This window comes from Pseudomonas serbiensis, from assembly GCF_030580745.1.
GTDB lineage: Bacteria > Pseudomonadota > Gammaproteobacteria > Pseudomonadales > Pseudomonadaceae > Aquipseudomonas > Aquipseudomonas serbiensis.
Genome location: NZ_JAUQOO010000002.1, coordinates 106,254 through 129,287, shown reverse-complemented (window position 1 = coordinate 129,287; position 23,034 = coordinate 106,254). Strand labels below are relative to the sequence as shown.

At 58.7% G+C, this 23,034-nt stretch carries 23 protein-coding genes and 1 pseudogene; 14 read left to right on the top strand and 10 right to left on the bottom strand.

The window, feature by feature from the left end; genetic code table 11:
- Positions 1-67: 67 nt before the first annotated feature.
- Positions 68-1,489, bottom strand: coding sequence for an aminotransferase-like domain-containing protein (locus Q6A51_RS03560; protein WP_201019468.1), 1,422 nt, complete (start codon positions 1,487-1,489; stop codon positions 68-70).
- Between the two features lie 174 nt (positions 1,490-1,663).
- Between Q6A51_RS03560 and Q6A51_RS03555 the strand changes: the two genes are divergently transcribed.
- Positions 1,664-1,897, top strand: coding sequence for a DUF1127 domain-containing protein (locus Q6A51_RS03555; protein ID WP_201019467.1), 234 nt, complete (start codon positions 1,664-1,666; stop codon positions 1,895-1,897).
- A gap of 1 nt (position 1,898) precedes the next feature.
- On the opposite strand, the gene Q6A51_RS03550 is transcribed toward Q6A51_RS03555, so the two are convergent.
- Positions 1,899-3,200: an NAD(P)/FAD-dependent oxidoreductase gene (locus Q6A51_RS03550; protein WP_304574147.1), complete on the bottom strand. Its 1,302-nt coding sequence runs from the start codon at positions 3,198-3,200 to the stop codon at positions 1,899-1,901.
- Between the two features lie 106 nt (positions 3,201-3,306).
- Between Q6A51_RS03550 and Q6A51_RS03545 the strand changes: the two genes are divergently transcribed.
- On the top strand, positions 3,307-3,660 hold the full coding sequence (locus tag Q6A51_RS03545) for a YkgJ family cysteine cluster protein (protein ID WP_200993666.1): 354 nt from the start codon (positions 3,307-3,309) through the stop codon (positions 3,658-3,660).
- Between the two features lie 12 nt (positions 3,661-3,672).
- On the opposite strand, the gene Q6A51_RS03540 is transcribed toward Q6A51_RS03545, so the two are convergent.
- On the bottom strand, positions 3,673-4,161 hold the full coding sequence (locus tag Q6A51_RS03540) for an Lrp/AsnC ligand binding domain-containing protein (protein ID WP_025257931.1): 489 nt from the start codon (positions 4,159-4,161) through the stop codon (positions 3,673-3,675).
- 156 nt (positions 4,162-4,317) lie between these two features.
- On the opposite strand from Q6A51_RS03540, the gene dadA reads away from it, so the two are divergent.
- From dadA to Q6A51_RS03500, 8 genes are all read left to right on the top strand, one after another.
- Positions 4,318-5,619, top strand: a complete 1,302-nt coding sequence (dadA, locus tag Q6A51_RS03535) for a D-amino acid dehydrogenase (protein ID WP_201001053.1) — start codon at positions 4,318-4,320, stop codon at positions 5,617-5,619.
- A complete protein-coding gene (locus Q6A51_RS03530; RefSeq protein ID WP_201001054.1) occupies positions 5,591-5,944 on the top strand; it encodes a RidA family protein in 354 nt (117 codons plus the stop codon). The genes dadA and Q6A51_RS03530 overlap by 29 nt, the downstream gene beginning before the upstream one ends.
- Before the next feature lie 121 nt (positions 5,945-6,065).
- Positions 6,066-7,139, top strand: a complete 1,074-nt coding sequence (gene alr / locus Q6A51_RS03525) for an alanine racemase (protein ID WP_201019464.1) — start codon at positions 6,066-6,068, stop codon at positions 7,137-7,139.
- 106 nt (positions 7,140-7,245) lie between these two features.
- The gene (locus tag Q6A51_RS03520; protein WP_025257935.1) at positions 7,246-7,794 is read left to right on the top strand and encodes a cupin domain-containing protein; all 549 of its coding nucleotides are present in this window, start codon (positions 7,246-7,248) and stop codon (positions 7,792-7,794) included.
- Between the two features lie 182 nt (positions 7,795-7,976).
- Positions 7,977-8,399 (top strand): c-type cytochrome, encoded by a 423-nt coding sequence (locus Q6A51_RS03515; protein ID WP_201019463.1) that lies wholly within the window; start codon positions 7,977-7,979, stop codon positions 8,397-8,399.
- Between the two features lie 141 nt (positions 8,400-8,540).
- Positions 8,541-8,834, top strand: coding sequence for a type II toxin-antitoxin system RelE/ParE family toxin (locus Q6A51_RS03510; RefSeq protein ID WP_304574146.1), 294 nt, complete (start codon positions 8,541-8,543; stop codon positions 8,832-8,834).
- A gap of 2 nt (positions 8,835-8,836) precedes the next feature.
- On the top strand, positions 8,837-9,130 hold the full coding sequence (locus tag Q6A51_RS03505; protein ID WP_304574145.1) for an addiction module antidote protein: 294 nt from the start codon (positions 8,837-8,839) through the stop codon (positions 9,128-9,130).
- 105 nt (positions 9,131-9,235) lie between these two features.
- Positions 9,236-11,167 carry an acetyl-CoA hydrolase/transferase C-terminal domain-containing protein gene (locus Q6A51_RS03500; RefSeq protein ID WP_304574144.1) on the top strand — a complete coding sequence of 644 codons (1,932 nt, stop codon included), beginning with the start codon at positions 9,236-9,238 and terminating at the stop codon, positions 11,165-11,167.
- Here Q6A51_RS03500 and Q6A51_RS03495 read toward each other — a convergent pair.
- The 6 genes from Q6A51_RS03495 to rep all read right to left on the bottom strand — a co-directional run bounded on the left by Q6A51_RS03495 (position 11,156) and on the right by rep (position 16,488).
- Positions 11,156-11,575, bottom strand: a complete 420-nt coding sequence (locus tag Q6A51_RS03495; RefSeq protein ID WP_304574143.1) for a DUF6691 family protein — start codon at positions 11,573-11,575, stop codon at positions 11,156-11,158. The two genes, Q6A51_RS03500 and Q6A51_RS03495, sit on opposite strands and share 12 nt — an antisense overlap.
- Before the next feature lie 2 nt (positions 11,576-11,577).
- Positions 11,578-12,009, bottom strand: coding sequence for a YeeE/YedE family protein (locus tag Q6A51_RS03490; RefSeq protein WP_304574142.1), 432 nt, complete (start codon positions 12,007-12,009; stop codon positions 11,578-11,580).
- A gap of 13 nt (positions 12,010-12,022) precedes the next feature.
- Complete coding sequence (locus tag Q6A51_RS03485) at positions 12,023-12,838, bottom strand: sulfite exporter TauE/SafE family protein (RefSeq protein ID WP_304574141.1); 816 nt, start codon at positions 12,836-12,838, stop codon at positions 12,023-12,025.
- Between the two features lie 65 nt (positions 12,839-12,903).
- Complete coding sequence (locus Q6A51_RS03480; RefSeq protein ID WP_201019456.1) at positions 12,904-13,788, bottom strand: MBL fold metallo-hydrolase; 885 nt, start codon at positions 13,786-13,788, stop codon at positions 12,904-12,906.
- Positions 13,789-13,854: 66 nt separating this feature from the next.
- On the bottom strand, positions 13,855-14,424 hold the full coding sequence (locus Q6A51_RS03475; protein ID WP_117163780.1) for a xanthine phosphoribosyltransferase: 570 nt from the start codon (positions 14,422-14,424) through the stop codon (positions 13,855-13,857).
- A 54-nt stretch (positions 14,425-14,478) separates the two neighbouring features.
- Complete coding sequence (gene rep, locus Q6A51_RS03470) at positions 14,479-16,488, bottom strand: DNA helicase Rep (protein ID WP_201001072.1); 2,010 nt, start codon at positions 16,486-16,488, stop codon at positions 14,479-14,481.
- Positions 16,489-16,690: 202 nt separating this feature from the next.
- Between rep and Q6A51_RS03465 the strand changes: the two genes are divergently transcribed.
- Positions 16,691-18,352, top strand: a complete 1,662-nt coding sequence (locus tag Q6A51_RS03465; protein ID WP_304574140.1) for a putative bifunctional diguanylate cyclase/phosphodiesterase — start codon at positions 16,691-16,693, stop codon at positions 18,350-18,352.
- Positions 18,353-18,362: 10 nt separating this feature from the next.
- On the opposite strand, the gene Q6A51_RS03460 is transcribed toward Q6A51_RS03465, so the two are convergent.
- The gene (locus Q6A51_RS03460; RefSeq protein WP_201019454.1) at positions 18,363-19,763 is read right to left on the bottom strand and encodes a NorM family multidrug efflux MATE transporter; all 1,401 of its coding nucleotides are present in this window, start codon (positions 19,761-19,763) and stop codon (positions 18,363-18,365) included.
- Between the two features lie 156 nt (positions 19,764-19,919).
- On the opposite strand from Q6A51_RS03460, the gene Q6A51_RS03455 reads away from it, so the two are divergent.
- The 3 genes and pseudogenes from Q6A51_RS03455 (at position 19,920) to Q6A51_RS27390 (ending at position 23,006) form a co-directional block, all read left to right on the top strand.
- Complete coding sequence (locus Q6A51_RS03455) at positions 19,920-20,840, top strand: LysR substrate-binding domain-containing protein (protein WP_304574139.1); 921 nt, start codon at positions 19,920-19,922, stop codon at positions 20,838-20,840.
- A 189-nt stretch (positions 20,841-21,029) separates the two neighbouring features.
- Positions 21,030-22,151: pseudogene (locus Q6A51_RS27395) on the top strand (Cache 3/Cache 2 fusion domain-containing protein); the annotation flags it as partial.
- The gene (locus tag Q6A51_RS27390) at positions 22,146-23,006 is read left to right on the top strand and encodes a methyl-accepting chemotaxis protein (protein ID WP_405046119.1); all 861 of its coding nucleotides are present in this window, start codon (positions 22,146-22,148) and stop codon (positions 23,004-23,006) included. The pseudogene Q6A51_RS27395 and the gene Q6A51_RS27390, both read left to right, overlap by 6 nt.
- Positions 23,007-23,034 lie beyond the last annotated feature (28 nt).

Below are 23,034 nucleotides of genomic sequence, written 5' to 3'. Positions count from 1 at the left end.
TTGTTTATCCGTCAGGCAGGGTTTCGCATGCGATATGACCCTGGAATAGCGGAAAGATTTTCAGACGTCAGTCGGTTTGTTCGGTCATTTTCGCAATCGTCAGGCCAATCTTGCGTATGGCGCTCTCGATTTCGGGTGTCGGTTTTGGGGCGAAGTTCATGCGCAGGCAGTTCCGGTATTTTCCCGATGCCGAGAAAATACTGCCCACTGCGATCTGTACGTTGTGCTCCAGCAAGGCACGATTCAGACGCAATGTGTCGAAATCTTCCGCCAGTTCCACCCATAGCATGAAGCCGCCTTGAGGCCGGCTGACCCGTGTGCCTTCTGGAAAGTAGCGCATGACCCAGTCGATCATCTGGTCGCGGCTGCGCTGGTATTGCGTGCGCATGCGCCGCAGATGCGGCTCGTAGTGGCCACCCTGAAGGAATTCGGCAATCGCCAGTTGCGGCTGAGGGGCTGTCGAGCCGGTGCCGATGTATTTCATGTGCAGCACACGTTCCAGATAACGCCCCGGCGCGACCCAGCCGACACGCAGCCCAGGGGCAAGGCTCTTGGAGAACGAACTGCACAGCAGGACGCGGCCATCTTCATCGAAGGACTTGATGGTGCGCGGGCGAGGGTAGTTGAAGGCGAGGTCGCCATACACATCGTCCTCGATGATCGCCACATCGAAACGCTGCGCAAGGGTCAGCAAAGCCCGCTTGCGCGCTTCGGGCATCACGTAGCCCAGTGGATTGTTGCAACTGGGCGTCAGCTGTATGACCTTGATGGGCCATTGTTCCAGCGCCAGTTCCAGGGCTTCGAGGCTAATGCCCGTTATCGGGTCGGTGGGGATTTCCAGCGCTTTCATGCCCAGCCCTTTCAAGGTCTGCATGGCGCCGAAGAAGCTGGGCGAATCCACTGCCACGATGTCGCCTGGCGAGCAAATGGCGCGGATGCTCGCCGACAAGGCCTCGTGACAGCCCGTAGTGATGATCAGGTCATTGGCCGTGAGGTTACAGCCGGAATCCAGCATCAGGCGTGCGATCTGTTCGCGAAGTGTATGGACACCGTAGATATTGTCGTAGTACAGACTGGGCATGCTCTGGCGGCGACTCAGCTGACTCAGCGAGCGCAGCAGCGGTTTGAGGGTCGGGCTGCTGATATCCGGCATGCCACGCCCCAACTGGGTAACTGCATTGGCAGGTGAGACGCGAATCAGGTCCAGCACCTGTTCCCATTGGGAAATATCCACCGGCCTTTGTACCGGGCGGCCCACTGCCGGGAGTGCCGGTGCCTTTCTGCTGGCGGGCACGAAATAGCCGGACTTGGGTTTCGGTGCTGCCAGCCCACTGTCCTCCAGCACTCGATACGCCTGTTGAACGGTGCTCAGGCTGACGCCGTGTTCAAGGCTCAGAGCCCGAACCGACGGCAAGCGGTCGCCTGGGCGATAGAAGCCGTTTTCAATGCGTGAGCCAAGCAGTTCGGCAAGATTGACGTAGAGCGTCATGGCGTACTCTTGAGTGTTGTGGGCTGATAAGCAATACAGATTGGGCAAAAATATAGCATTCAGTGCGGATTCTGACTTGTCTGTATGTAAATAAATAATGGTTTTTGAATCTGTAATGGTTTTCCGGGACGCTCCATCATGACATCACACCAAAACGTGATGGAGGGTCGAAAAATGAACGGGCTCAGCGATGTGCGTTTAGCGCTTCACAGCCAGGAGTTGGAGGAGAAGAGTTCGGTCAAGGCCAGGACGAACTCACAGCCAGACATGAGCCGTTGGGCGCTGTACCGTCACCGCTGGACAACCCGCCACGCGCTGCTGAAGCTGACCGACGATCAGCTTCGCGACATCGGGCTCGATGCTCAACAGGCCATGGCTGAAGCCATGAAACCCTTCTGGAAGATGTAAGTCAGCGCAGTTCCTTGAGCCGATGCCAGAGCATTCCCAGCGCCAGCAATGGCGAGCGCAGATACCGGCCGCCGGGAAAGGTCATGTGCGGCACTTTGGCAAACAACTCGAAGCCATCGCTGTGCTGACCGGCGATGGCTTCGGCCAGTAATCTGCCTGCCAGGTGAGTGGCATTGAGACCGTGGCCCGCATAGGCCTGGGCATAGAACACATTGGGCTGGTTCTTGAGCTGGCCGATCTGCGGCAGACGGTTGGCACCGATGCCGATCATCCCGCCCCATTGATAATCGATTTTCACCCCGGCCAGTTGCGGGAAGACCTCAAGCATCTTGGGCCGCATGTAGGCGGCGATGTCCTGTGGGGCGCGCCCCGAGTAGTGACACGCGCCACCGAACAGCAGGCGCCGGTCGGCTGAAAGCCGGTAGTAATCCACCGTCACCCGCTGGTCACAGATCGCCATGTCCCGCGGTATCAGTTCGGCTGCCTGTGCCTGGGTCAGCGGCTCTGTCGCAATGATATAGCTGCCGGCAGGCAGAACCTTGCCGCCGAGTTCCGGGTTCAGATCATTCATGTAGGCGTTGCAGCACAGCACCAGGGTTTTGGCTTGAACCGAGCCCGATGCGGTATGCACTCTGACCTGCGGGCCATAGTCGATGCGCGTCACGCCTGAGTTCTCGAACAGTCGAACGCCCAGCGCTTGAGCGGCGGCGGCTTCGCCCAGCGCCAGGTTCAAGGGATGCAGATGCCCGGAACCCATGTCGATCATGCCTCCGACGTAGCGATCCGAACCCACTACGCAGTGCATCTGTTCCGGTTGCAGCAGTTGCAGGCTGTGGCGGTAGCCCAGGCTGCGCAATTCTTCGAGGTCTTCAGCGAAACCGGCAAGATCACGCGGCTTGTTGGCGACGTCGCAATAACCCCATTTCAGGTCGCAGTCGATGCCATGGCGCTCGACCCGCTGGCGAACGATCTCGACCGCTTCGATCCCCATCAGCTTGAGCTGGCGCACGCCATCATGGCCGATGACCGGGGTGAACTGCTCAAGGTCATGGCCGACGCCACGGATCAATTGCCCGCCATTGCGTCCGCTGGCACCCCAGCCGATCTTGCGGGCTTCAAGCAAGGCAACGCTTAAACCACGCTCGGCCAGTTCGATGGCTGTGTTCAGCCCGGAAAACCCGCCGCCAACCACACACACATCCACCGTCAGCTCACCTTGTAGCGCAGGGTGATCCGGTTGCGGATGGCTGCTGGCGGCGTAATACGAGGCGGCGTGCTGGTTGTGGTGAACGCGGGCGTTCATGGAGTGATCCTGTTGGCGGGGTGAAAATCAGCAGCGAGGATAAGCCGCTGTCATGCGCCTGCCAACTGAGGCAAAATCCCATCACTGTGTTCGGGTGGTCGATTCAATGAGCTGCAACCGTGAAAAAATCCGCGATCTGCGGCGTCAGATTCCCTCGTTCGAGTGTGTGCCTGGTTGCCACGATTGCTGTGGCCCGGTGACCACCTCACCCGAAGAAATGTCCCGTCTGCCCCGCAAGACCGCCGCCGAACAGGAAGCCGCGCTGAACGAGCTGAACTGTGTGCATCTTGGCCCCAACGGCTGCACGGTGTATGACGAGCGCCCGCTGATCTGCCGTCTGTTCGGTACCACCCAGACCCTGCCATGCCCGAACGGACGGCGACCTGTCGAGCTGATTCATCCTCGGGTCGAGAAACAGATCCATGAGTACATGGCTTCGACAAGGCAGGTGCTGGTCTAAACCCCGGTGGGGTTAATCCGCAATCGGCAGGTTCAGGCTCTCCTTCACTTCTTCCATCACGATATAGCTCTTGGACTCCCGCACATGGGGCAGTTTGAGAAGGATGTCGCCCAGCAGCTTGCGGTACGAAGCCATTTCCGAGATGCGGGCCTTGACCAGGTAGTCGAAGTCGCCTGACACCAGATGGCATTCCAGGACATGAGGCAGTTTCAGGATTGCCCGACGAAACTCGTCGAAAGTGTCGCCTGATTTGTAATCCAGACTAATCTCCACGAAAACCAGCAGGCTGGCCTTGAGGTACTGAGGGTTGAGACGGGCGTTGTAGCCCATGATGATGCCTTCGCGTTCCAGCCTGCGCACCCGCTCGGTGCAGGGTGTGGTCGACAGCCCGACGCGCTCCCCAAGCTCCGTGAACGAGATTCGTCCGTCTGCCTGGAGGATGCGCAGGATATTGCGGTCGATCTTGTCCAGCTCACGTTTTGACTGGTGTTGAGTGCGCACAGGCGGTTTCCCCTCTACGAAAACGTTCTTTGCCGATAATTAGCGCTGAATATACGCAGATATACAGTGAGATACACTGCTCAATGCTCAATATACTGCACACATTCCTGCTTTAAACTTCAAATGTCAGCGGATATCCGCGATGAGGTTGTCGACATGCGTGTTCTGGTCCTTGGTAGTGGTGTGATCGGTACAACCAGTGCCTATTATCTGGCTCGGGCCGGCTTCCAGGTTACAGTGGTGGATCGTCAGCCAGCCGTAGCCATGGAAACCAGTTTTGCCAACGCCGGCCAGGTATCGCCAGGCTACGCATCGCCATGGGCTGCGCCGGGCGTGCCGCTCAAGGCAATCAAATGGCTGCTTCAGCGTCATGCGCCCTTGGCGATCAAGGCCACGGCCGATATCGATCAGTATCTGTGGATGGCGCAAATGCTGCGCAACTGCACTGCCAGCCGCTATGCCGTGAACAAGGAGCGCATGGTGCGTCTGTCCGAGTACAGCCGCGATTGCCTCGACGAACTGCGTCTTGAAACCGGCATTGCCTACGAAGGCCGCAGCCTGGGCACCACTCAGTTGTTCCGCACCCAGGAGCAACTGGACAACGCTGCGAAAGACATCGCGGTTCTTGAACAATCCGGTGTGCCCTACGAACTGCTGGACCGCGAAGGCATTGCCCGGGTCGAGCCGGCTCTGGCTGGCGTCACCAACATTCTGAGTGGTGCATTGCGTCTGCCCAACGACCAGACCGGCGACTGCCAACTGTTCACTACCCGTCTGGCGGAAATGGCCGTCAAGTTGGGCGTCGAGTTTCGTTACGGCCAGTCCATCGAGCGCCTCGACCATGTGGGCGACCGTATCAATGGCGTCTGGATCGATGGCAAGCTCGAAACCGCAGACCGTTATGTGCTGGCGCTGGGCAGCTACTCGCCGCAATTGCTCAAGCCGCTGGGTATCCGGGCGCCGGTCTACCCGCTCAAGGGCTATTCCTTGACCGTGCCGATCACCAATGCCGACATGGCACCGACCTCGACCATTCTCGATGAAACCTACAAGGTTGCCATCACCCGTTTCGACAACCGTATCCGCGTTGGCGGTATGGCTGAAATTGCCGGTTACGACCTGTCGCTCAACCCTCGGCGTCGCGAAACACTGGAGATGATCGTCAACGACCTCTATCCTCGGGGCGGCGATCTGACCCAGGCCAGTTTCTGGACCGGGCTGCGTCCGACCACGCCGGATGGCACACCTATCGTGGGTGCAACGCCGTTCCGTAATCTGTTCCTCAATACCGGCCACGGAACACTTGGCTGGACCATGGCTTGCGGCTCCGGGCGTTTGCTGGCCGACCTCATGGCGAGCGAAAAACCTCAGATCAGTGCCGCAGGCCTCGATATTTCTCGCTATGGCAGTACCAAGGAGAGTGCAAAACATGTCAATCCAGCGCCAGCTCACCAATGAGCGCATGAGTCAGATCGTCGTCCACAATGGCACCGTTTATCTGTCGGGGCAGGTGGGGGATGACATGGCGGGCGGGATCGAAAAGCAGACCCGCGAGACACTCGATAACATCGAGCGTCTTCTGGACCTGGCAGGCACAACCAAAAGTCGCATCCTGTCTGTCACGATTTACCTGAAGGACATCGATGCTCACTTTGCCGGCATGAACAGTGTCTGGGACAAATGGCTGCCAAAAGGCGTCGCACCTGCGCGTGCGACGGTCGAGGCCAAGCTGTGCGAACCGGAGATCCTTGTCGAGCTTTCAGTGGTTGCTGCGTTGCCATAACCGTAGGAATTCATTCGCGAAGGCTGAGCCGCATACTGCATGGATGTGTTGGGTGTGGCTTTCGCGAATGAATTCGCTCCTACATGAGTTTTAATCTTTTCTATATCAGAACTATCTTCCCATGCGTCCAGCCCGCGCCCTGATTGATCTTCAAGCCCTGCGTCACAATTACCAACTGGCCCGCGAAGCGACCGGTGCCAAAGCCCTCGCCGTTATCAAGGCCGATGCTTATGGTCACGGCGCTGTGCGTGTTGCCCAGGCATTGGAGGCCCAAGCCGACGGTTTTGCCGTGGCCTGCATCGAAGAGGCTCTGGAGCTGCGTGAAGCGGGCATTCGTGCGCCGATCCTGTTGCTGGAAGGTTTCTTCGAGGCCGATGAACTGGCGCTGATCGTTGAGCATGACCTGTGGTTCGTCGTGCATTCCCTATGGCAACTGGAAGCCATCGAAAAAGCCAGCATCAGCAAGCCGTTGACCGTATGGCTCAAGCTCGACACCGGCATGCACCGGGTCGGCTTGCATCCGTCCGAGTATCAGGCGGGTTATCAACGTCTGCTGGCGACCGGCAAGGTGGCGAAGATCGTCTTGATGAGCCACTTCGCCCGTGCCGACGAACTGGCGTGCTCGCGCAGCGATGAGCAGGTCGCCGTATTCGAGGCCGCCCGCCAGGGCCTCATGGCGGAAGTCAGCCTGCGCAACTCGCCCGCGGTACTGGGCTGGCCGAATATTCCCAGTGACTGGGTACGTCCCGGCATCATGCTGTATGGCGCAACGCCCTTCGACCAGCCGCAGGCACTGGCTGACCGCTTGCAGCCGGTGATGACTCTGGAGTCGAAAATCATCGGCGTGCGCGAACTGCCTGCTGGCGAGCCTGTGGGTTATGGCGCCATCTTTGTCACCGAACGCCCGACCCGTGTCGGTGTAGTCGCCATGGGTTATGCCGATGGCTATCCGCGCCAGGCGCCTACTGGTACGCCGGTCTGGATCGACGGTCAACCGAGCCGGTTGCTGGGGCGGGTTTCCATGGACATGCTCTGTGTGGACCTGACCGACTTGCCTCAGGCGGGCCTCGGCAGCCGTGTCGAGCTGTGGGGCAAGAACGTACTGGCCAGCGAAGTTGCTGCGCAGGCTGGCACCATCCCTTACCAGATATTCTGCAATCTGCGGCGTGTCCCGAGGGTCTATTCGCAAGAATGACCCCGCTGGCCCGGTTAAAAGTCCGAAGTGTTGTAAATACTGAACGCTGTTGCCATCATGTCGTTCATCTCGACTTTAACCTTACCGAACCAGGGGGAATGCCGCATTGGACGTCGGTGAACGACTGCAATCCATTCGCAAGCTCAAGGGCCTGTCCCAGCGCGAACTCGCCAAGCGGGCAGGTGTGACCAACAGCACCATTTCCATGATCGAGAAAAACAGCGTCAGCCCCTCGATCAGTTCCCTGCGCAAGGTGCTCGGCGGGATTCCCATGTCCATGGTCGAGTTCTTTTCCGAAGAGCTTGAGCCGGAAAATCCAACCCAGGTGGTCTACAAGGCCAGCGAGTTGATTGATATTTCCGATGGTGCCGTGACCATGAAACTGGTGGGCAAATCGCATCCCGGTCGGGCCATTGCCTTTCTCAACGAAATCTACCCGCCAGGGGCTGATACCGGTGAAGAAATGCTGGTACACGAAGGCGAAGAAACCGGAATTCTGGTCGAAGGACGACTGGAACTGGTCGTCGGTCTGGACACCTACATCCTCGAAGCAGGCGACAGCTACTATTTCGAGAGCACCAAACCACATCGATTCCGCAATCCGTTCGATGTGCCGGCGCGACTAATCAGCGCAGCCACCCCGGCCAATTTTTGACCAGAAGTAGCGCAATCGCCTCATGTATACGGGCTGGCTGGCCAGACACCCCATGAACGGGCTTCAAGGCTAATAACCTTTCTGTCTGTAGGGGTGTTTCGGCTCAAAGGGCTAGTCGCTATAATTCGCCCGCCTGCCAAACCGTGGTCGCGGGCGTGATTAGTCACCATGAGGGTGTAAGCGTGAACCTGATAAACAAGAGACTGGCAGCGGCTGCCATGTTGGCTTTTTGGGCATTCAACGCTCAGGCAGCGACGAATGATGAAATTGCCAAACGACTCGAACCGGTCGGGCAGGTCTGTATTCAAGGCAAGGAATGCGCAGGTATGGCAGTCACGGCATCAGTCGGTGGCGGCGGCGCGAAATCTGCGGACGATGTCATCGCCAAACACTGCACCGCCTGCCACAGCGTCGGGCTGCTGAATGCACCCAAGATCGGCGACACTGCCGCCTGGGACGAGCGAGCCAGGAAAGAAGGTGGCCTTGACGGCCTGCTGGCCAAAGCCATCACCGGCCTCAACGCCATGCCACCCAAAGGCACCTGCGGCGACTGCACCGATGAGGACCTCAAAGGTGCGATTCAGAAGATGTCCGGGCTCAAATAAGCTCAACGCTGTATCGAGAACCGCCGCGGAAACCTGATCTTCGGCGGTTTTTTTGTGGCCACAGAAAACCAAAGGCTGAACGGTAGAAATTCTTACAGAGTTTTCGTGATACTTTTGTCTCCAGTTGGATACACTTGCGTCATGACTTATAGTGTTCAGCAAACCAGTACTTTCGCTTCATGGCATGCCGCCTTGCGTGATATGTGCGCAAGAATCGCCATTGCCCGGCGCATCGAGCGTGCATCCGCAGGTAATCTGGGTGACGTGAAGTCAGTGGGCGAAGGTGTTTCCGAGATGCGCGTGGATGTAGGCGTTGGCTACCGTGTCTATTTCACGACCCGCGACAGGACGCTCATTGTCCTCTTGGTGGGAGGCGATAAATCAACCCAGCCTGCTGATATAAAGCGGGCTAAAACAATGGCTAAGGAGGTTTGATGATGAACGAGATCCTCGTGCCTTTTGACATGGCATCGCTGCTGGACAGTGATGAAGCAATAACCGAATACCTTTCCCAGGTGCTGGCCGAAGGCGACACCGATGAGCTGATGCGTGCCGTTGGTCATGTGGCGAAAGCCCGTGGCATGGCGCAAATTGCCAAGGATTCCGGTCTTGGGCGTGCCAGCCTCTACAAGGCACTGGCACCGGGTGCCAAGCCTCGTTTCGATACCATCCTCAAAGTGATGCGTGCGATGGGGGTCGAGTTGCAGGCCAGGGTCGTTGCCCACCCGTGATGCATCGGGTAGGCAATCGCGTGTAAGAAATCCCGTTACGGGCCGCAACGCTGTTCATTCAAGACGGTCCAACCTCCATCCAGCCACAACCCCCGGAGAGTTCGGATGCCCAAGTCCTGTTCCATTGAGCAAGCCGTCGATCATGTGCTCGCGCAGTTGCCCGAGCATATTCATATGGGCATGCCTTTGGGGTTGGGCAAGCCCAATCGGTTCGTCAATGCGTTATACGAGCGCATCAGTCAGCTTCCCGAGCGGCAACTGACGATTTATACCGCGTTGAGTCTGGGGCGGCCGACGGCGGGTGAGGGGTTGCAGGGACGTTTTCTGGAGCCTTTCCTGGAGCGGGTTTTCGGGGATTACCCGGAGCTGGAGTTTCTATCGGCGCTGCGTCGTGACGATCTGCCGCCGAACATTCGCATCCAGCAATTCTTCATGCAGCCGGGCAGCCTGCTCAATAGCGAAGCTGCCCAGCAAGACTACGTCAGCAGCAATTACAGCCATGCGGCGCGGGACATCAATGCCAGTGGCCTGAACCTGATTGCGCAACTGGTCGCCCGTGATGAGCAACGGCCCGGCAAGTTGAGCCTGAGCTGTAATCCCGACGTGACCCTCGATCTGCTGCCGATGGTCGCCAAGCGACGGGCCGCAGGCGAGACGATTCTGATGCTGGGCCAGATCCATGCCGATCTTCCCTATATGCCCGGCGACTCAGAACTGGATGTCGATGCTTTTGATCTGTTGCTGGATGAGCAGGAGCGCAGCGTCCTGTTCTCGACCCCCAACATGCCGGTGGGCTTTCAGGATCACTTCATCGGTCTGCACGCCAGCACGCTGGTTCGCGATGGCGGCACCTTGCAGATTGGCATCGGTTCCATGGGCGATGCACTGACTGCCGCGCTGCTGGCCAGGCAAGCCAATAACGAAACCTATCGCGGGTTGCTCGCGGAACTGAACATGAGCAACTGGCAGACCCTGATCGACCGCGAAGGTGGAGTCCAGCCTTTTGCCAGCGGGCTTTACGGATGCAGCGAGATGTTCGTCAACGGCCTGCTGGTTCTGGCCGACGCGGGTATTGTGCGGCGCAAGGTGTATGCCGATGTCGAGTTGCAACGGCTGGCCAATCTGGGAACCCTCGATGAAAGCGTTCACCCGGAGGGTGTCGTGCTGCATGGCGGGTTTTTCCTCGGGCCGCTGAGTTTTTATGAGCGCTTGCGTGAGTTACCTGCCGAGCGACTGGCGCAGTTCAACATGACCGCCATCAGCTACATCAACGAGCTGTACGGCAACGAAGAGCTCAAGCGCCTGCAACGTCGTGATGCGCGCTTTATCAACAGCGCCTTCACCATGACCCTGATGGGCGCGGCGGTGTCCGATCAACTGGAAGACGGGCGTGTGCTCAGTGGCGTCGGCGGCCAGTACAACTTCGTTTCCCAGGCTCATGCGCTGGAAGACGCACGCTCGATTCTGATCCTGCGAAGCTGGCGGGAGTCGGGCGGCGAGATCAGCTCCAATATCGTCTGGCAGTACGGCCACGCGACCATTCCCCGGCATTTGCGCGATATCGTCGTGACCGAATACGGCATTGCCGACTTGCGTGGTCAGACCGATGCGACGGTGATCGAGCGACTGCTGAACATCAGTGACTCACGCTTTCAGAGCGGCCTGATCGAGCAGGCGCAAAAAGCCGGCAAGCTGCCGAAGGATTTTCACCTCGACCCGCGCTTTACCCAGAACACCCCCGAGCGCCTGCAAGACATTGCATCCCGCTATCCGGCGCTGTTCATCGAATATCCGCTGGGCTGCGATTTCACTGCACGAGAGCGTGATCTGCTGCGGGCCTTGAACTGGCTCAAGAGCAAATTCAAGCTCACCGAGATTCTGGAGCTGGGCAAAGCCACACTGGATGCGCCCGAGCCTTCGGCCTATATCGAGCACTTGCAGCGCATGCAACTTGACGAGCCTCAAGGTCTGAAAGAAGAGCTGTACCAGCGTTTGCTGCTGGCCGGGCTGCACAACTCTGCCGGATCAGCGTTTTGAACGGGTTTCCAGAGCCCGGAAAATCAACATGCCTGCCAGCATCGAAATAACGAAAACCAGTGGTTGCCACTGGAGAGTCAGCAGCAGAGCGACGGCAGGACCAGGACACAACCCGGCAATGCCCCATCCGACGCCAAACAACAGGCTGCCACCGATCAGCCGCTTGTCCAGCGTTCGGCTGGCTGGCAGTTGCATGGGGGCTCCGAGCAGTGAATGGCGGTGTTTGCCTGCCCAGCGAAACGGCAGGAATGCCACTGCGATAGCGCCGATCATCACAAATGCAAGAGATGGGTCCCATTGCCCGGCAATGTCGAGAAAGCCCAATACCTTGGCGGGGTCAGTCATACCAGCCATCAACAGGCCGGTGCCAAACAGAAGGCCAGCAATCAGTGCCGTGAGTTTGCGCATGATCAGGCTCCGATCAGGTGGCGAAGAATGAATACCGTGGTAAAGCCCGTCAGCATGAAGGTCACGGTTGCCACCATCGAGCGGGGAGAAAGGCGAGCGATACCGCATACGCCGTGACCGCTGGTGCAGCCAGAGCCATATCGGGTGCCGATACCGACCAGCAGGCCTGCCACAATCAGGCCAGGCCATGAGGTTTCAAACGACATGGCGGGCAAGACGGTAAACAGCCCCCAGATCAGGGGTGCTATCAACAGGCCGAAAATGAACAAGGCTTTCTCGGCACGACCTTCACCCGTCTGCAAAAGGCTGCTCAGCAGGCCGCTGATCCCGGTAATGCGCCCGTTGGCCAGCACAAACAGGCTGGCTGCCAGGCCGATCAACAGACCACCGGCCAGCGATGACCAGGGTGTGAAGTGAAGCCAGTCGATGACCATCGTAATCGCCCTCTCAAGTCAGGGTGCTGAAAATAAGCATGACGGCGGCAGCCCACCCGGCAATGGCGAACAACTGCTGCAAGCGTGGGCCTGCGAGGTAGCGGGAAACCTGTCTGCCGCCCATCAGGCCGATAATGGCCCCCAGCGCGAAAGGCGCGCCGACGGGCCAGTGCATTACGCCAGCTACGGAGGCGGTAATCACACTGCCGGTTGAAACCAGTGCGATGACCGCCAATGAAGTTGCGACGACGCTCTTCATGTTCAGGTCGCTATAGCGGGTCAGTGCCGGGATGATGACAAAACCACCGCCGACGCCGATCAACCCCGACAGCAATCCCGAAGTCATCCCGGTCAGTGTCAGAGCCCGAATGCAGGGCATTGTCCAGCGTAACCGGCCTTGCAGCGGGTTGAGCACACAAGGCAAGACTTCCTGACGACAGGCCGGTGGCCCGTATTTCAGCTCGCGGGTGGCCTTGAGAAAGATCCGTCCGCAGGCGTACAGCATCACAACGGCAAAGAGCAGTGCCAGCGGTGTATTGGGCAGACGATGGGCGAGCCACAGGCCCAATGGTGACATGAGCGCACCGATACCGGCGATATAAAGCGCGGCACGATAGCGGACAATACCCTGTTTCAACCCAAGAATGGCACCGACTGCCGCTGCCATACCCACCGCAAGCAAGCCGATGGGCGCGGCTTCGACCATGGAAAGCCCAAGCCCGAAAACCAGCATCGGCACTGCCAGAATGCCACCGCCTGCACCTGTCAGCGCCAGCACCGCGCCAATGATCATACCCAGGCCCGCGCCCAGCAGTTGGTGCTCATCCATGGATCAGCCCAGGGTGAATGGGGCATATCGGGCTCATATCAGGCTTTCCGGGTGCGTACAGCACTTCAAAGGACGTTAAGCGGGATTTTCAGGTAGCTGACGCCGTTTGCTTCCGGTTCGGGGAAGTGGCCGCAGCGCATGTTGATCTGCACCGACGGCAGCATCAGGACCGGCATTTCCAGGGTTGCATCCCGTGCTTCGCGCATTGTGACGAAAGCGTCTTCGTCGATGCCTTCGTGTACATGAATGTTGTTGGCGCGCTGTTCGGCAACGGTCGTCATGTATTGCAGTTCGCGGCCATTGGGCAGGTAGTCATGGCACATGAACAGCCGGGTTTGTGGCGCCAGGCTGAGGATTCGGTGAATGGAGCGATACAAGGTTCGGGCGTCGGCCCCCGGAAAGTCGCAGCGCGCGGTGCCGTAATCGGGCATGAACAGCGTATCGCCGACGAACGCGACAGTTTCGTCACCAACTTGCACAAGATAGGTCATGCAGGCGGGTGTATGACCCGGCGTATGCAGTGCCTGAGCCTGGAGCGAGCCGATGGAAAAGGCGCCATTGTCATCCAGCAGTACATCGAACTGGGTGCCGTCGCGGGCGAAGTCCTCCGGTGCGTTGAACAGCTTGCCGAAGACTTGCTGCACGGCCTTGATATGGCTGCCGATGGCGATCTGTCCGCCCAGTTGCCGTTTCAGGTACGGCGCGGCCGAAACATGATCCGCATGGACGTGGGTTTCCAGTATCCATTGCACCGATGCTTGCAAAGCCCTGACCCGCTCGATCAGGCGATCGGCCGACTCGGTGCGGGTACGGCCGGACTTCGGATCATAGTCCAGCACGCTGTCGATCAGCGCGCACTGCTTGCTGGCAAGGTCCATCACCAGATAGCTGATGGTCCATGTATGGCTGTCGAAGATGCCTTCGACATACAGCCTTTCCCCAATGATCATTGCGGTGTCTCCATGGCCGTAAATGGCTGTCACGCCATGCAAGCGTAGACAGGCAGCGTCGCCGTTCTACTTGAAGGTCACCACGCCACCTGCCAGCGACTCCACCCGTGCCAGGGATTCAACGCGATAACCCTGCGCATCCAGCTCGGCACGACCGCCCTGAAAGGACTTTTCGATCACGATGCCGAGCCCGGCCACCTTGGCGCCTGCTTGCTTGATGATCGAGATCAGTGCCTGGGAGGCTTTGCCGTTGGCCAGGAAGTCATCGATGATCAGCACGTTGTCGTTGCTGTTCAGGTGCCGTGGCGAGATGGCGACAGTGCTTTCGACCTGTTTGGTGAAGGAGTAGACAGTGGCCGACAGCAGGTTTTCAGTCAGGGTCAGCGACTGATGCTTGCGGGCGAAAATCACTGGCACGCCGAGATTCAGGCCGGCCATCACTGCCGGTGCAATGCCCGAGGCCTCGATGGTGACGATCTTGGTGATGCCTGCATCCGCGAACAGCCGGGCGAACTCGTCGCCGATGGCTTTCATCAGTGCCGGGTCGATCTGATGATTGAGAAACGCATCGACCTTCAAGACCTGATCGGAAAGTACGATGCCTTCTTCGCGAATTTTCTTGTGCAGTGCTTCCACTTCGGTTCCTTGGGTGCGCCAGTGCGCATTGGTTGATCGTTTATTGTTCAGGTTTCAGCGCTTGAGCATGGCGCGTATGTCCGCCAGAGCTGTATTGCCACGCACGGCTTTCACTTCGGTTGGCGTGTCGTCGTTGCCTTCCCAGGCCAGATCGTCCGGCGGCAACTCATCGAGGAAGCGGCTTGGCGCGCAGTCTATGATCTCGCCGTATTGCTTGCGTTTGGCGGCAAACGTGAACGCCAGCGTCTGCCGGGCGCGGGTAATGCCCACGTAGGCCAGACGGCGCTCTTCCTCGATGGTGTCGGCCTCGATGCTGGAGCGGTGCGGCAGGATTTCTTCTTCCATGCCCATGATGAACACGTAAGGGAATTCCAGGCCCTTGGAAGCATGCAGGGTCATCATCTGCACGCCTTCGGCGCCGTCTTCCTCTTCCTGCTGACGTTCGAGCATGTCACGCAGGACCAGCTTGCCAATGGCCTCTTCGATGGTCATGCCGCCATCTTCGTCTTTTTCCAAGGTGTTCTTGAGCGCTTCGATCAGGAACCAGACGTTACCCATGCGGTAATCGGCGGCCTTGTCGCTGGAGCTGTTCTGACGAATCCAGTTCTCGTAATCGATATCCATGACCATGCTGCGCAGCGCCGCGATAGGGTCGTTCTGCGCACATTGCTGGCGCACGCCGTCCATCCAGCGCTTGAAGCGTTGCAGGCGGTCGGTGTAACGGCTGTCCAGATGTTCGCCCAGGCCGATTTCCTCGGTGGCGGCGTACATCGAAACCTTGCGCTCGGTAGCGTAGTTGCCGAGTTTTTCCAGGGTCGTGGAACCAATTTCCCGGCGCGGGACGTTGATGACGCGCAGAAAGGCGTTGTCGTCGTCCGGGTTCACCAACAGGCGGAAGTAGGCCATCAGGTCCTTCACTTCCTGGCGGCCAAAGAAGCTGTTGCCGCCCGACAGTCGATAGGGAATCTGATGGTGCTGCAATTTCAGCTCGATCAGCTTGGCCTGATAGTTACCGCGATAGAGGATGGCGAAATCGCTGTAGGGCCGGTCGGTGCGCAGGTGCAGGGTGAGGATTTCCATCGCCACCCGCTCGGCTTCGGCGTCTTCGTTGCGGCAGCGGATCACGCGGATCTCGTCGCCGTGACCCATTTCACTCCAGAGCTGCTTCTCGAAGGCGTGAGGGTTGTTGGAAATCAGCACGTTGGCGCAGCGCAGGATGCGGCTGGTGGAACGGTAGTTCTGCTCCAGCATCACGACTTTCAGCGACGGATAGTCTTCCTTGAGCAGCATCAGGTTTTCCGGCCGCGCACCGCGCCATGCATAGATCGACTGGTCATCGTCGCCCACCACCGTGAACTGGTGGCGGGTGCCGATCAGCAGTTTGACCAGCAGATACTGGCTGGCGTTGGTGTCCTGGTACTCATCCACCAGCAGGTAGCGGACCTTGTTCTGCCACTTTTCCAGAATGTCGGCGTGTTCCTGGAACAGCTTGACCGGCAGCAGGATCAGGTCGTCGAAATCCACCGCGTTGTACGCCTTGAGCGTGCGCTGATAGTGGGTGTAGACGATGGCGGCGGTCTGTTCCTTGGGGTTGCGGGCGTTGGCCAGCGCTTCGGGCGGCAGGATCAGGTCGTTCTTCCAGGCGCCGATCATGTTCTTGATCTCGTCGACGCCGTCGTCGCCCGAATACTCTTTCTGCATGATGTCGGTCATCAGGGCCTTGACGTCGGTTTCGTCGAAGATCGAGAAACCTGGCTTGTAGCCCAGCCGCACATGCTCCTTGCGGATGATGTTCAGGCCCAGATTGTGGAACGTCGATACTGTCAGGCCGCGACCTTCGCCACCTCGCAGCAGTGTGCCGACCCGCTCTTTCATCTCCCGTGCGGCCTTGTTGGTGAAGGTCATGGCCACGATGTACTGCGCACGAATGCCGCAGTTCTGGATCAGATGGGCGATCTTGCGTGTGATCACGCTGGTCTTGCCGGAACCAGCACCGGCGAGCACCAAAAGAGGGCCGCCGACATAGTTCACGGCTTCCTGTTGCCGGGGATTGAGTCGGGACATGGCGGTATAGAGAGTCGTTTGCGAAAAGGTCGGGCATTTTAACAGGCCCAGACATTTATGCAGTGTTCATCATTGCACCGCAGTGACGGCTATCTAAATTTTTTGTTTTTGTTACATTTGCCGAAGCGCGAAGATGCGCCAGTCGGTCGCACTCGTTTGAGTGGATGCTTATCGGTTTTTCCTTTGCAGTTAGGGAGTTAGCGTGCCTGTGCCTGTCGAGCCCTTACGGTTGTTACTGTTGGCCAGGGAACCCGAATGGCTGGCGCTGCTGCGCAATTGTCTGGCGCCGCTGGGCGATGAGGTCATTCTGTATCAGGTCGCTGACTGGAATGCATTCAACAGCCAGCCCGACAAACCGCGCTCGGCCTTGCTGTTGACGACTTCCGAACTGCAACCGCCTGCCGGAAGCTGCGTATTGCCGATGGTGTTGCTGCTCGACGAAGAACCGTTCGTCGCGCCGGCAGGTGTCAGCGACTGGCTGATCCGTGACAGCCTGACGACCGATACCCTTCGTCGCTGCCTGCGTCATGTGCGTGAGCGCGCAGTACTGGAGGACACCCTGCAACGCCTGGCCGGGCAGGACCCGCTGACCGGCATCGCCAACCGACAGGGTTTTCAGGCGTTACTGACCGCTCGTCTGGCCGAAGGCAGCGGTTTTGCCTTGGGGCATCTGGACCTCGATAACTTCCGCCGTGCCAACGATGCACTGGGCCATCAGGCCGGTGACCGGTTGATCCTGCAAGTGGTGGCGCGGCTCAAGAGCCAGCTCGATACCGGGGATCAGATCGCTCGCCTGGGAGGCGACGAGTTCGCTCTGCTGATCGACACCCGTCATACAGCCACACGTGCTGCACAACTGGCCGAGCGGATTACCGATGCGTTGTCCGAACCCTACTGGATCGACGGTGAAAGCCTGTTGATCGGCAGCAGCCTGGGGATCGCTCATTCTCGGGTCGAGACCGGTGCTGACCCCTTGATGTGGCATGCCCATATCGCGATGCGCCAGGCCAAGAGCCTTCAAGGCTGTACGTTTCATCTTTTCGACGAAAGCATCAACCGCAACGCCCGCAGCCTTGCAGACCTTGAGGCCGAACTGCGCAAAGCCCTGCGCAATGATGAGCTTGAACTGCATTATCAGCCACGCCTGTGTCTGGAAAGCGGCGCTGTTGTCGGCCTTGAAGCACTGGTGCGCTGGCGCCACAGCGAGCGTGGCCTGCTGCTGCCCAGCGAGTTCGTCCCCTTGGCCGAACAAAGCGGCATGATTGTACCGTTGGGGTATTGGGTCATTTTCCGTGCCCTGCGGGATATGCAGGCCTTGCGCGAGCGTGGCTTTGCGCCGCTGCACATGGCGATCAACCTGTCGTTCCGGCAGTTTCAGGACAGCCAGCTTCTGGCGACCCTCAGCCGTCTGATTGCCGAGCATGAAATCGATGCGCACTGGCTGGAATTCGAGCTGACCGAAACGGCGGTCATGCGCAGCAGCGATCAGGTCCGGCAGATAATGGATGCATTGCGTTGCCTGGGCGTGCGTTTTTCTCTCGATGACTTCGGCACCGGCTTTTCTTCCTTCATGCACCTAAACAGCCTGCCGATTGAGCTGCTCAAAATCGACAAAAGCTTTGTCGGAGAAATGGAGTCGCGTGAGGAAAACCGCAAGCTGGTCCACGCAATGATCAACCTGGCTCATAACCTGAACCTGGAAGTGGTGGCCGAGGGCGTGGAAAACCAGGAGCAACTGGCGCTGCTGCGCAGCTTTGGTTGCAATCAGGTTCAGGGTTACCTCATCAGCCGACCGTTACCGATGGCTGAGTTGTGTGACTATCTGGATCGGCCGGTAACGAGTTCATCCGCGCGTGCGATGTGAGGGCTGTCAGTCATGGGTGGATGACATCCAGGCTGCCTTCTGACTCGCGCTTCGACTCCACTTTTATCAACCGCGCGGTCTTTTTCTCGAACGCATAGGTCAGCGCCACGGCCGAACACAACAGGCCCAACGCCAGCCCCCACCAGACACCTTCTGCGCCCAGCTCTGTTGAAAAGGCCAGCAGCCATGCTGCGGGCGCTGCCACCAGCCAGTAGCAGACCAGCCCGATAAGAAAGGTGGTCTTGGCATCCTTTAGCCCGCGAATGGCGCCCATGGCGATGGTTTGCATGCCGTCCAGCAGCTCGAACCATGCCGCGATGGCCAACAGTTTTACCGCCAGAATCACAATTTCCGTGAACGCCGGATCATTGAGGTCGAGAAACAGACCGATGACTTGATGAGGCGCCAGCCAGAACAGCAAGCCAAACATCAGCATCACTGCTCCGCCGAACGATATACCCAGCCGCCCGGCTGTTCGGGCCATCAATATATTGCCTGCTCCGTAATGCTGGCCGATGCGCATGGTGACGGCGTAGGAAATCCCCACCGGAATCATGAACGCCATGGACACGGTCTGAACGGCGATCTGATGCGCAGCCATCTGGGTGCTGCCCATGGCTCCCATGCAAAACGCGGCAAAGGTAAACAAGCCGACTTCCACCGCATAGGTTCCGCCAATCGGCAGGCCGAGGTTCCAGAGTTCTTTAAGGTGGCTGCGTGACAACTGCCACAGCCCTTTGCGAATCGGATAGGCCGCATAAGCAGGGTGGCGGCGGATATGCAGGGCCAGCGCGAGTGCCATGCAGTTGGTCACTAGTGCGGTGATCAGCCCGATCCCCATCAGGCCGAGGTTGGGCAGGCCGAACCAGCCGTGGATCATCATGTAATTGAGCGCGAAGTTGGCAGCAGCACCCGCCAGGCTGATGGTCATGACCGGGCCTGCACGTCCCAGGGCGCTGGTGAAACCACGCAAGGCCATGAAGCTGAGCAGGCCGGGAAGTGCCAGCGGCAAGGTGGTCAAGAATTGCGCGGCCATATGAACGTTGACTTCATCCTGGCCGAGCTTGAGCAGGATCGGTTCAAGGTTCCACAGCAGCAACGCCGCCACCAGCGCCATGCCCCATGCCAGCCACAAGCCCGCCTGGGTCAGCCGTGTTGCGCCCTCGGCATCGTTTGCTCCGTGACGAATCGACACCAGCGTGCCGACTGCCGCCATCACGCCCACGCAGAAAAACGAGACAAAACTGTAAGTGGCAGCGCCCAGACCGCCACCGGCCAAGGCTTCGGGGCCGATCTTGCCCATCATCACGGTATCGGTGAAGACCATCAGCATGTGCGCCATCTGCGACGCGATCAACGGCCCGGCCAGGCGCAGGATGATCCAGAGTTCTTTGAGGGCGGGCTGTTGCATGATGGGGAGGCTCTACTTCACGTCTACTGATCAGGCGCACATTCTCGGCATTCCAGCGCTCAAGCACAAAGCGATAAATCCGATCATCAGCATGAGAAAAACTCATGCGAGTACATTTATCGTACAGTAGCGACTTACCGCTCTGGAAATATCTACATGCTTCGTAGTCTTCCGCCTTTATATGCATTGCGTGCTTTTGAAGCGGCCGCTCGGCATACCTCGTTCACACGCGCGGCAGAAGAACTGTCGATTACGCAGAGCGCTGTCAGTCGCCATATTCGTACGCTTGAAGATCACTTTTCCTGCCGCCTGTTTCAGCGTAATGGCCGCAACCTGCAACTCACCGAAGCTGCCCGTGCCCTGTTGCCTGGCGTGCGAGACGGGTTTCAGGCGCTTGAGCGTGCATGCAGTACGTTACAGGCTGAAGAAGGCATCTTGCGCATGAAAGCTCCTTCGACCCTGACCATGCGTTGGCTATTGGCGCGGCTCAGCCGTTTTCGTCATTTACAGGTGGGTAACGAAGTCCAGTTGACCAGTGCCTGGATGGATATAGACGCTGTGGATTTCTCGCAAGAGCCCTTTGATTGTGCAGTTCTGTTGAGCCGTGGGCATTTCCCGCCGGATTGGGAATCGACTTTGCTGTTCCCGGAGTTGTTGATCCCGGTCGGCGCCCCGGCCTTCCTGCAGGATCCGCCGTGGGATGTCGAGCGGCTGGCGAGTATCGAGTTGCTGCACCCGACGCCGGATCGGCGTGACTGGCGCACCTGGCTGAACCGCATGGGGCTGGCCGACAAGGTTTCGCTCAGGGGCGGTCAGGTTTTCGATACCCTTGAGCTGGGCATGATCGCGGCCGCCCGGGGTTACGGGCTGTCGATGGGTGATTTATTGATGGTTGCCGAAGACGTCGCACAGGGCCGTTTGAGCTTGCCCTGGCGTACCGCCGTGTTCAGCGGCGAGAACTATTATCTGGTCTGGCCCAAGACAAGGCCCGGTTTAGAGCGGTTGCGGCGGTTAAGTGAGTTTTTGCAAAGCGAAGTGCAGGCGATGCAACTACCGCAGGTCGAAATACTTAAATAGTTAGTGTGATTGGGCGATTTGCCATCTGTTTGCTAATATCCGTACATCGGACTCAAGTATTTCACTTGTGAGCCGAACTTACTCTTGAAGGGCCGTTTGTTCAAAACGGTTTAATCTCAAATCTTATTAGAATTTGCTGGATGGTCGGCCAGGGAGTTGGCGAACCCGATAATTCAGCCTGGAGCCTTTATGTCCAAGCCCCGTGCCCGGATTGCTTCGCAACTCGGTATTGCTTTGGCTGTGATTCTTGCGGTGGTGATAAGCGGCAGTACTCTTTTCGCCTTGCGATCTCTGGACGCTGCCAACCTTGTCATCCGTGAAGAACACATGTCCAGTGAGGCTCGTCTGCTCGCTGACCAGCTCAACACTTTTCACAGCACCTTGCGTGACAGCACGCAGCGCCTGAGCGGGCTGTTTGAAAAGCGTTTCTCTGGCGGCCTGAGCCTGCAGACCGACAAGCCTGTCACCGTGGCCGGGACCCAGACCCCGGGCTTGTATCTGGGTGATACAGCTCTGAACAACGACTTTACCGAGGTCGACGAGTTTCGTCGTCTGACGGCGGGTGTCGCCACTATTTTCGTGCGCAGTGGCGATGACTTCGTTCGCATCAGCACCTCCCTGAGCAAGCAGGACGGCACTCGCGCCATCGGCACAGTGCTTGATCGCAAAGGCCCGGCCTATGAGCGCCTGATGGCCGGTCAGGAGTATGTGGGCAAGGCAGTGTTGTTTGAACGCTACTACATGACCCAATACAGCCCGGTTCGTGACAGCAGCGGCAAGATCATTGCAGCCTTGTTCGTAGGCTTTGATTACACCGACGCGCAGAAAGCCCAGTTCGAGAACCTCAGAAACTTCCGTATCGGCAAGACCGGCTCGCTGGCATTGCTGGACGAGCAAAACCGGTGGCTGGTCGCGCCAGCAGGCGCCAAATCGCCTGATGATGCTGCCAAGTCCGTAGCCGGAGCGGTCAAACAGCCAGGCAAAGGACTGTTCTGGAACGATGGCGTGCAGGATTTCTACAGCGTTGGCCAGCCTTTCAGCGGTGGCCCGTGGACCGTACTGGCCAGCATGCCGGGTGACGAGATCAGCGAAGTCACCTGGAGCGTAGGCACCAAGCTGGCCATTGGCAGCCTGCTGGCGATGTTGATTTCCGTGGGCGGCGCCATCTGGCTGCTGCGCAGCAAATTGCGTCCGTTGTCTGAACTGGTGCGTCAGGCCGATGCCCTGGGCTCCGGCGACCTGAGCGTCCGCTTGCAGGTTTCCAGCCACGACGAGATCGGGCAACTGGCGGGTAGCTTCAACAAGATGAGCGAAGCCCTGTCGAACATGGTTTCTCATATCCGTACCGCGGCCCAGGAAGTGAGCACCCGTGCTCATGCATTGTCCGGTCTGTCGGGAGGCGCTTATGAAGGCATGGAGCAGCAGTCCGGCGAAATCACCAGCATGGCTGGCGCGGTCGAAGAGTTCAGCGCTACCTCTCTGAATATTGCCGACAACATGAAGAACACCGAGCGTCTGGCGCAGGAAAACGCGCAACAGACCCGCATCGGTCGTACCTCCATGGACGAAGCGTCTTCTGCGCTGCAACAGATCGCAACGTCGTTGAACAGCACTGCGACCGTGATCGACACACTGGGGCAGCGTTCCCAGGAAATCGGCAGCATCGTCGGCGTGATTACCTCGATTGCCGACCAGACCAACCTGCTGGCACTCAACGCAGCCATCGAAGCGGCCCGTGCCGGTGAACAAGGCCGCGGCTTTGCCGTGGTAGCCGATGAGGTTCGCAGCCTGGCTTCGCGTACCCGTCAGGCCACTGACGAAATCTCCGGCATGATCGCCAGCATCCAGCAAGAAACCGGCAACGCCATCAGCACCATGCAGCAGGGCAACGTCCTGATGCAGGACGGCCTGTCGCGTAACGCCAAGGTTGCGGCTGCACTGGCCCAGATCGACGAACAAAGCCGCTCCGCCGGCCACCAGTTCGCAGCGATCACCACGGCCACGCAAGAGCAAAGCAGCACCGCCACCATGCTGAGCAGCAACCTGCAAAGCATCGCCATGGCCAACAGCGAACAACGCGAAGTGGTGTCCAACCTGGCAATCACCGCCGAAGAGCTCAACTCCCTGGCGGCTGAGTTGCGCCAAGAGGTTGATCGCTTCCGTTGATTGTTTTTCGCGAATGAATTCGCTCCTA